Genomic DNA, 7,637 nt, shown 5'->3' on the forward strand with positions numbered 1-7,637 from the left:
AAAAGTATGATGATGGTCATCACTTCGCTCATCGTCATACGGCCAGGGCGTTGACGCTTGCGTGTACCATCGGTTAACAGCGTTTTTTCCCATTCTGGAATGAAAACAGCGCAAAAATCATCGACATCGCAAAACACTTCCACTAATTTATGCATAGGCCCTCCGGTGTGATGGGGTTTCTCTTGGTCGAAAGATCCGATCACTTGGAGGGCTATTAGTTCAACATTTCTTATCCCGAGTTCAGGTTAAACTAATACAAGACCAACTGACTATCGTTAACCCACTTAGATGGGAAAGCTGAACATTAAACGCCAAACATTGAGCCCATCGCCACGACGATAACTGAATCCGATGCGATCAACACTCAATAATTCACCGCCTAACGGCTTAGAAAAGGCAAGCGAGAAGCCTGCCTCATAGCTACCAGAAACAATAGTATCTTGCTCTATCTCGCTAATAAATCTAAGTTCATTGAAATACCAATAGCCTACAGCAAAGATCCTTGGTTGTACCTGCAGATCCCACCATTGCCAGCGTGGTGCTAACCCTAAATCAACACCTGTTTGTAGTACTGCAAATTGATCAGAAAACTTACCATAGTGCTCGCTGTACCCAGCAAAGCGTAATCTCGATACCCACACAGCATCCTGCCCTGCTAAGATAAAGTCATACAAGCTACTGATCCCTGAGGCGATAATAGCAACGTTATCGTTTTTATCGAAGTTAGTGCCAAAACCGATATCTAAATACCCTTCCATTCGAGTATTTTCGCTCGCCTGCCAATGATGCTCAAAACCTGGGGTAACTGTCATAGTACCTATCGACGACGGCAACTCACCTTCAGTGATATCTTTGGCTAGATAATCAAAAAAACCAAAGGAGATAGGTAATCGTAACCAAGTTTGGCTACCGCTATCTTTCTTCAAATCAAAGCTTAACGGAATGCTAACGACGGTCGCATTTTGGTTTGCAGCGCGGTAAACGCCAGTGCCAAGATAACTACCAAAGGCGTAAACAGAATTTGGATTAGTGCTAGTTTCTATCGGATTACTACCATTAGCATTATTAGGTGCATGATTGATAGAAAAGCCGGAATCATCCGCTTGAGATGCAGATATGAATGTATTTGTAGCGGAAATACTATCGGCAAAGGTGGTAGGAATAACGCTCAGTAATGCCAAGCACATTAGCGACAAGCTTAATAGCAACCGACTGAAACAATGGCTCAATTGACTTAAACCTTCCTCATTTTTAACTCAATCGGTCGACTCATCATGATGACAAAACTACTTATTTTCATCCATAAAATGATATTCAGACATCATGTGTCCAAGCTCAGTGGATTTAGTTTTTAAGTACGCTTCGTTATAACGATTTTTACCAACTTGCAGTGGTACGCGCTCAACCACTTCGATGCCAAACTCCTTCATCGCTTTCACTTTACGCGGATTATTGGTCATCAAACGCACATGCTTCACCCCTATCTGTTCCAGCATAGGCTTGATCATGTCGTATTTACGCATATCCGCTTCGAAACCGAGTTGCTCGTTGGCTTCAACCGTGTTGGCGCCTTTATCTTGCAGCTCATAGGCGCGAATTTTATTCAGCAAACCAATGCCACGGCCTTCTTGGCGTAAATAGAGGATAAAGCCACTGCCCGTTTCCGCAATATTTTGCATGGCAGCTTGTAACTGAAAACCACAGTCACAACGCAAGCTAAATAAAGCATCGCCGGTTAAACACTCGGAATGAATACGGCCCAACACAGGTTCATCCGCACTGAGAGTACCGAATGTGAGCGCAACATGCTCTTTACCTGATTCGGTATCTTCAAAACCATGCATGGCAAACACGCCCCAAGGAGTGGGTAACTTTGACGTCGCGACATATTTTATCGACATACTTAACCTTAACGACAACTCTCATTCCATGAGACGAATAAGATCCCTAGAAACAAAACGAGGATTAGGCACTTAGCCAACTAAGCGCACTATTCTAAAGTGTTTTCGAACAATCCAGAAATACTTTAGTGTTTTAATCAACTAAACCAAACATGAATGTCTTTTCGATGGGCAGCACGAAGGAATGGATTAAAACGAAGCAGTGCATTAAATACAGGAGCACAAACACGTGATCGACACTCGATCCCGTGCCAGTGACATCCAATCCCACATTAAAATTTTGCGGGAGCGTATCCAGTAACTTCCGTTAGCCCCATTTCACGGCCGATAGCCGTCATAGGGTGGATTACCACAAGCCCTTTGACAGACTTTTTCAGTTTGCCCATGTCTGCTTGTTCCGCTTTTGTCAAAGCACGATGGAAAGGCAAACCTTTGATATCTGACCCTTGCTTATTCAATAAGCGGGTTTGTTGTCCTTTCACACTGCCGATTTGCTTAGTGACCGCAGCGATTTCGCGTTTGAACTGGGCAATAATGACGTCATCGCCTCTTTGTTCAGCCGCAGCAAGTTTACGACGAAATTTATCTAATTTATCGTTAAGCTGCTGCAGTTCTTGCTTTAAATTCATTCTGTTACCTTAAATTACCTAAGTTAGCCACAGTAAAATCTTAGCCTGATTATGCTAGCGTCTGTGTCAAGGCCTGAGATTATAGCAGCAAGTTACAGATCCTCGTTACCGCTTTTATAACAAACGAATGATCTGATTGCTGCTACCGCGAAACACGAGACTCGGATCGGCAAGACTTTGTTCAAATTTTCCGTCCACCAGCACATCAATATAGGCCAACACGGCGCGCTGTTCATCACTCAACTCATCGAGCACATAACCTGTCCACAGCCAAATATCCTTCCCCTTACACTCAGCCTTGACTCGTTTGACGAGCGTCAAAATGGCACTGAGATTGACAGGCAATAAAGGATCTCCGCCCGAAAGCGATAAACCACGGCGCACAATCCGCTTATCATTAAGATCGGCAATAATCCTATCTTCCATCGTCCTATCAAACACATGCCCAGAACGGGGATCCCACGTGCTTTGGTTGTAACAACCCCGGCACTGGTGCTCACAACCAGAAACAAACAAGGTCGCACGCGTACCAGGACCATTGACCACATCGATAGGGAAATACTGATGGTAATTCATTGATGGTCACTCATAGTGCATTTCATCTTTTAACACTGACACTCATCCCGTGGCACTATTTGATGCCACGGAATAAGTCTAACAGGCAGAATAAGGTAATAGTGTTACAAGTGTTTGATCCTGCGTTTTACTTCTTCTTGCTTGCCATAATTAAAGGGCCGCGCATCAGGACTGCCTAAGTAACCGCACACACGGCGCGTCACAGAAACCCGACTAGGCTCATGATTGCCACACTTAGGGCAAGTGAACCCTTTACTGGTACAACTAAATTCACCGGTAAAGCCACAGTCGTAGCATTCATCAATTGGCGTGTTAGTGCCATAGTAAGGCACGCGGCTGTAGCTATAATCCCAGACGTTTTCCAGCGCTTCGAGGTTATGCTGCATATTGGGATATTCGCCATAACAAATAAAGCCACCGTTCGCGATAGCGGGATATGGCTGTTCAAAATCAATTTTATCGTAAGGGTTAACACTTTTTTCCACATCGAGGTGAAAACTATTGGTGTAATAGCCCTTGTCCGTCACCCCTGTGACTAGGCCAAATTGCTTCGCATCCAGTTTACAAAAACGGCTGCAGAGACTCTCACTTGGCGTGCTATACAGACTAAAGCCATAACCTGTTTCGGCCTTCCACGCATCGGTAGCCGCTTTAAGATAAGCAACAATAGCAACGGCTTTGTCCCTTAATTGTGCATCGTCAAATACATGGGTTTGGGTGCCATAGAGTGCATTCATGGTTTCATGCAGGCCAATGTAACCGAGTGAAATCGAAGCGCGACCATTTTTAAAGATTTGCGCCACATCATCATCAGCGCGCAAGCGTACACCACAGGCGCCTTCCATATAGAGGATAGGTGCCACGCGGGCTTTAACACCGTTCAGTCGCTCAATACGGGTATCCAGTGCTTTACGGGCTAATACTAATCTGTCATCTAAAATGCGATAAAATTCAGCCTCATCGCCATTGGCTTCTAAGGCAATCCGCGGCAGGTTTAAACTGACCACTCCCAAATTATTGCGCCCTTCATGCACAAGCTCGCCATTTTCTTCATAGGTGCCTAAAAAGCTACGGCAGCCCATTGGGGTTTTAAATGAACCGGTCACTTTCTCGACTTGCTCGTAGTTGAGAATGTCGGGATACATGCGCATTGTCGCGCATTTGAGCGCCATCTGTTTTACATCGTAATTGCAATCGCCCGCTTTATGATTAATGCCATCACGAATCGCAAACACTAGCTTAGGGAATACTGCCGTCTTGCGATTTTTACCCAATCCCGCCATCCGCACTTTGAGCATAGATTGCTGAATTAAGCGCGATTCCCACGACGTACCTAAACCAAATCCAAAGGTCACGAACGGTGTTTGGCCATTGGCAGTGTGTAAAGTATTGACCTCATATTCCAAAGACTGGAATGCATCGTGACATTCTTTTTCAGTTTGCGCCGTGGCAAAGGCTTTGGCGTCGGTAATCTTCCAATTCAGGGCAATTTGGTAATGCTTGTCGTAGCTCTTAGCGACAAATGGCGCTAACACTTCATCGATACGGTTGATAGTTGTGCCGCCATAGATATGGCTCGCCACTTGGGCAATGATCTGCGCGGTCACCGCTGTCGCTGTTGAAATAGACTTAGGGGTTTCAATTTCGGCATTACCCATTTTAAAGCCGTGGGTCAACATGCCAGCTAAATCAATCAACATGCAGTTAAACATCGGGAAAAACGGCGAGTAATCTAGGTCGTGGTAATGGATCTCGCCCGCTTCATGGGCAGCGACCACATCCTTTGGCAAAATATGACTCTTGGCGTAATGTTTGGCGACTATGCCCGCGAGTAAATCCCGCTGAGTAGGAATGACTTTTGAATCTTTATTAGCATTTTCATTGAGTAAAGCCGCATTGCTTTGCTCAACTAAACCACGGATTTCGAGGTTGAGTTTACTGGTCGCTTCACGGCACACATCTCTGTCGTGACGGTATTCGATATACACCCGCGCCAGGGACTTGTACGGCCCTTCCATCAGTAAATTCTCAACCGCATCTTGTAGATGGTGGATATCGACTTCTGCTAATGGCGCGACGCTCTGACTGATACACGCTGCCACTGTCGCTGCATAGTCGCCATCCTCTATTCCAACTGAGTTTGCAGCGGCATTCACTGCATCCCGTATCCTTGTTTCATCAAAAGGTGTGCGGCAACCATCACGCTTAATTACGACTGGCATTGTTCAGTTCCTCTCCATCTCGCCTAAAAATTAACACTACATCTAGTGATTTTAAAAGCACAAAACACAATATGTAGAGCATTAGGCTACAATGACGGTAAGGAGTCCATGATCCAGATCATAGTTTTTAGGATGAAATAAAAGAACAAACCAGAACTGCAGCTAGGCCCAATTATCTGAAAATTGCGCCTTGACCTGCTGATTAAACCCAGCTAGTTGAATGCGTGACAATTTGTGTTTATCACGCACTATGGATGTGAATTAACGTTTAGCAAGCGCAAGATAACTACTGAGTTGGCCCGATGCAGATTGATGTACCCCCATAGATGAAGCAAGTTGCATCATAGATTTTAGCCCCTGCCACTGCTGCTTTTGAGCATCCGTAAGCGGAGGTTCAGAATTCAAATAATCCGTCAATTGGCTAAGGACTTTCGTGGCCTTCTGGGCTAGCACCGGCGACTGAGCATCATCCATATTGGTTAAGACGTTCTTAGCATCTACTAAGGTATTGATAAGAGGATTATTAGGTGATTTTTTAGCTAATGACTTGATTTCATCATCTAAAAAATCTTGCAACGATTGTTTAGTCGGCGTTGTTGTGCTCGGCACTGTAATACCGTTTTTCGATAAACGCTCGAGTTGCACATCCGATAAAATGCCATCTTTTTGTAAGCGCGACACCAATGCGGGAATATCGGCGACGCCAAATTGACCATCGGCAAAAAAATCCTTCGCCATCGATTGAATTTTCTGTGCGCGTTGCGCCCTTGGCGACAGCGCTATCTCATCGGTTTTACCGTTATCGGGTTTGGTAGCATCCGTCTGCGTTTTATTTGTTTCTATCGTAGTATCGGTTTTAGCCGTGCTCGTCTTTTGGCTATTGGCACCATAGGCATCGGCGATACTGGCACTGCTGCGATTAAGATTAAAGGCATTTAAAATAGAATTCATCGTCAAAAATTCGGCGTCTAAGACTCAATGACGGTTTTAAAGCAAAAACTAAGCCAATCAAGTATTAATCTGTGCAGAGCCTGAATTCTCGGGTAGCGAACAGCACCAGTAGCTTTATCTCTAGGACTGTAAATCTTCAATAAGGGCAAGACATTGCCGCCTCAACAAATCGAGTGCCTCTGCATCCATTTGTACTTTATTCAGCAAAGTTTGTTTCAAGGCTAGGGCTTCATGCTTAATCGCCTCTCCCTGAGTCGTCAGAGTGATCAATTTTTTCCGCTCATCTTCAACGCAGGCCAAACGCGTGATCAAGCCTTTTACCTCTAAGCGCTTAACGATTGGCGTTAGGGTTCCCATATCGAGTTTAGTCGCCATTGATAGCTGGGTTTGGCTGCAGCCGTTTTGACGCCACAGGGTTTGCATCACTAAATATTGAGGGAAAGTTAACTCGTATGCCTCGAGTAGAGGCCGATAAGCACGCACTAATGCATTGCTCGCAGAATATAACGCGAAACAAACATTATCGGATAAACAGAGTGGATCGCTAGAAGCTTGGCTATGAGTCTGTTTTGTAGCGTCTAGCTCAGGTTGAGGTAAGCAATTCTGCACGTTTAAGCGCCTGTGATTTAAACATAACGCTATATTATCCGATCTGTCCCACCTCATCTAGTTTGCGCGCAAACTATTTGCATTCGATCTTAAAGCCACGTAGAGTTAACATCATTAGTTTGCGCACAAACAAAAGGTGAGTTTTTATGAAGAGTATGACTGAAACCCGTGAAATCCATCTAGCTAGTCGCCCAGAAGGCATGCCTACGGCACAGAACTTTACTTTAGTAAATAAAGCGTTAGCACCGCTCGCTGATGGACAAGTGCTGATTAAAAATCTATGGATGTCGGTTGACCCTTACATGCTCGGGCGCATGGTTGATCGCAAGAGTTATGTTCCGCCCTTCGCCTTAAATCAAGTCTTAGAAGGCGGTGCGATTGGTGAAGTTATCGCGTCAAAAAACACCGAGTTCCCGGTTGGTACGAAAGTCAGCAGCATGCTAGGTTGGCGTGAACACGCAGTCACAGATACCGCAGGACTGACAGCTTTACCACTAACTACGCTCTGAAGAATCCCCTGATGATTTACAAATAAATCATCAAATTAGGGTGGAAGCGCATCTTGTTGCATGATCAAATGGTTTCGCCAAAAACTACACTTGGACAACAAGATGCGCGAAGCCAATATCCTACAACATTCTTTACACCAATACTGCCCAGAACTTCACCTAAAACGATTAAACAGCTTGATGCTGGCCTCTAAGGCACTGATTGAATGTAAGACACTGACCTTGACTGAGTTAGGTCGA

Annotated in this window: 7 protein-coding genes and 3 pseudogenes; 2 read left to right on the forward strand and 8 right to left on the reverse strand. The window is 44.9% G+C overall.

What is annotated here, in order from left to right; all coding sequences use genetic code 11:
- The 8 genes and pseudogenes from L5M18_RS22330 to L5M18_RS22365 all read right to left on the reverse strand — a co-directional run.
- Positions 1 to 143 (reverse strand): annotated as a pseudogene (locus L5M18_RS22330) (IS982 family transposase); the annotation flags it as partial.
- 141 nt (positions 144 to 284) lie between these two features.
- The gene (locus L5M18_RS22335; RefSeq protein WP_263198647.1) at positions 285 to 1,229 is read right to left on the reverse strand and encodes a hypothetical protein; all 945 of its coding nucleotides are present in this window, start codon (positions 1,227 to 1,229) and stop codon (positions 285 to 287) included.
- A 57-nt stretch (positions 1,230 to 1,286) separates the two neighbouring features.
- Positions 1,287 to 1,901 carry a GTP cyclohydrolase II gene (gene ribA, locus L5M18_RS22340; protein WP_006087423.1) on the reverse strand — a complete coding sequence of 205 codons (615 nt, stop codon included), beginning with the start codon at positions 1,899 to 1,901 and terminating at the stop codon, positions 1,287 to 1,289.
- 272 nt (positions 1,902 to 2,173) lie between these two features.
- On the reverse strand, positions 2,174 to 2,530 hold the full coding sequence (locus tag L5M18_RS22345) for a YibL family ribosome-associated protein (RefSeq protein ID WP_028760414.1): 357 nt from the start codon (positions 2,528 to 2,530) through the stop codon (positions 2,174 to 2,176).
- A gap of 114 nt (positions 2,531 to 2,644) precedes the next feature.
- Positions 2,645 to 3,106, reverse strand: coding sequence for an anaerobic ribonucleoside-triphosphate reductase-activating protein (nrdG, locus tag L5M18_RS22350; protein WP_198572215.1), 462 nt, complete (start codon positions 3,104 to 3,106; stop codon positions 2,645 to 2,647).
- 104 nt (positions 3,107 to 3,210) lie between these two features.
- Positions 3,211 to 5,328 carry an anaerobic ribonucleoside-triphosphate reductase gene (gene nrdD / locus L5M18_RS22355; protein ID WP_113938821.1) on the reverse strand — a complete coding sequence of 706 codons (2,118 nt, stop codon included), beginning with the start codon at positions 5,326 to 5,328 and terminating at the stop codon, positions 3,211 to 3,213.
- A gap of 261 nt (positions 5,329 to 5,589) precedes the next feature.
- Entirely contained in the window at positions 5,590 to 6,279 is a 690-nt protein-coding gene (locus tag L5M18_RS22360; protein ID WP_263198648.1) for a hypothetical protein, read from the reverse strand.
- Between the two features lie 120 nt (positions 6,280 to 6,399).
- A complete protein-coding gene (locus L5M18_RS22365) occupies positions 6,400 to 6,888 on the reverse strand; it encodes a MarR family winged helix-turn-helix transcriptional regulator (RefSeq protein WP_263198649.1) in 489 nt (162 codons plus the stop codon).
- 146 nt (positions 6,889 to 7,034) lie between these two features.
- Between L5M18_RS22365 and L5M18_RS22370 the strand changes: the two are divergent.
- Both L5M18_RS22370 and L5M18_RS22375 read left to right on the forward strand, forming a co-directional pair.
- A pseudogene (locus L5M18_RS22370) lies at positions 7,035 to 7,394 on the forward strand (NADP-dependent oxidoreductase); the annotation flags it as partial.
- A 105-nt stretch (positions 7,395 to 7,499) separates the two neighbouring features.
- A pseudogene (locus L5M18_RS22375) lies at positions 7,500 to 7,637 on the forward strand (IS4 family transposase); the annotation flags it as partial.

Origin of the sequence: Shewanella sp. SM20, from assembly GCF_025654545.1 — a bacterium.
Taxonomy (GTDB): Bacteria; Pseudomonadota; Gammaproteobacteria; order Enterobacterales; family Shewanellaceae; genus Shewanella; species Shewanella oncorhynchi.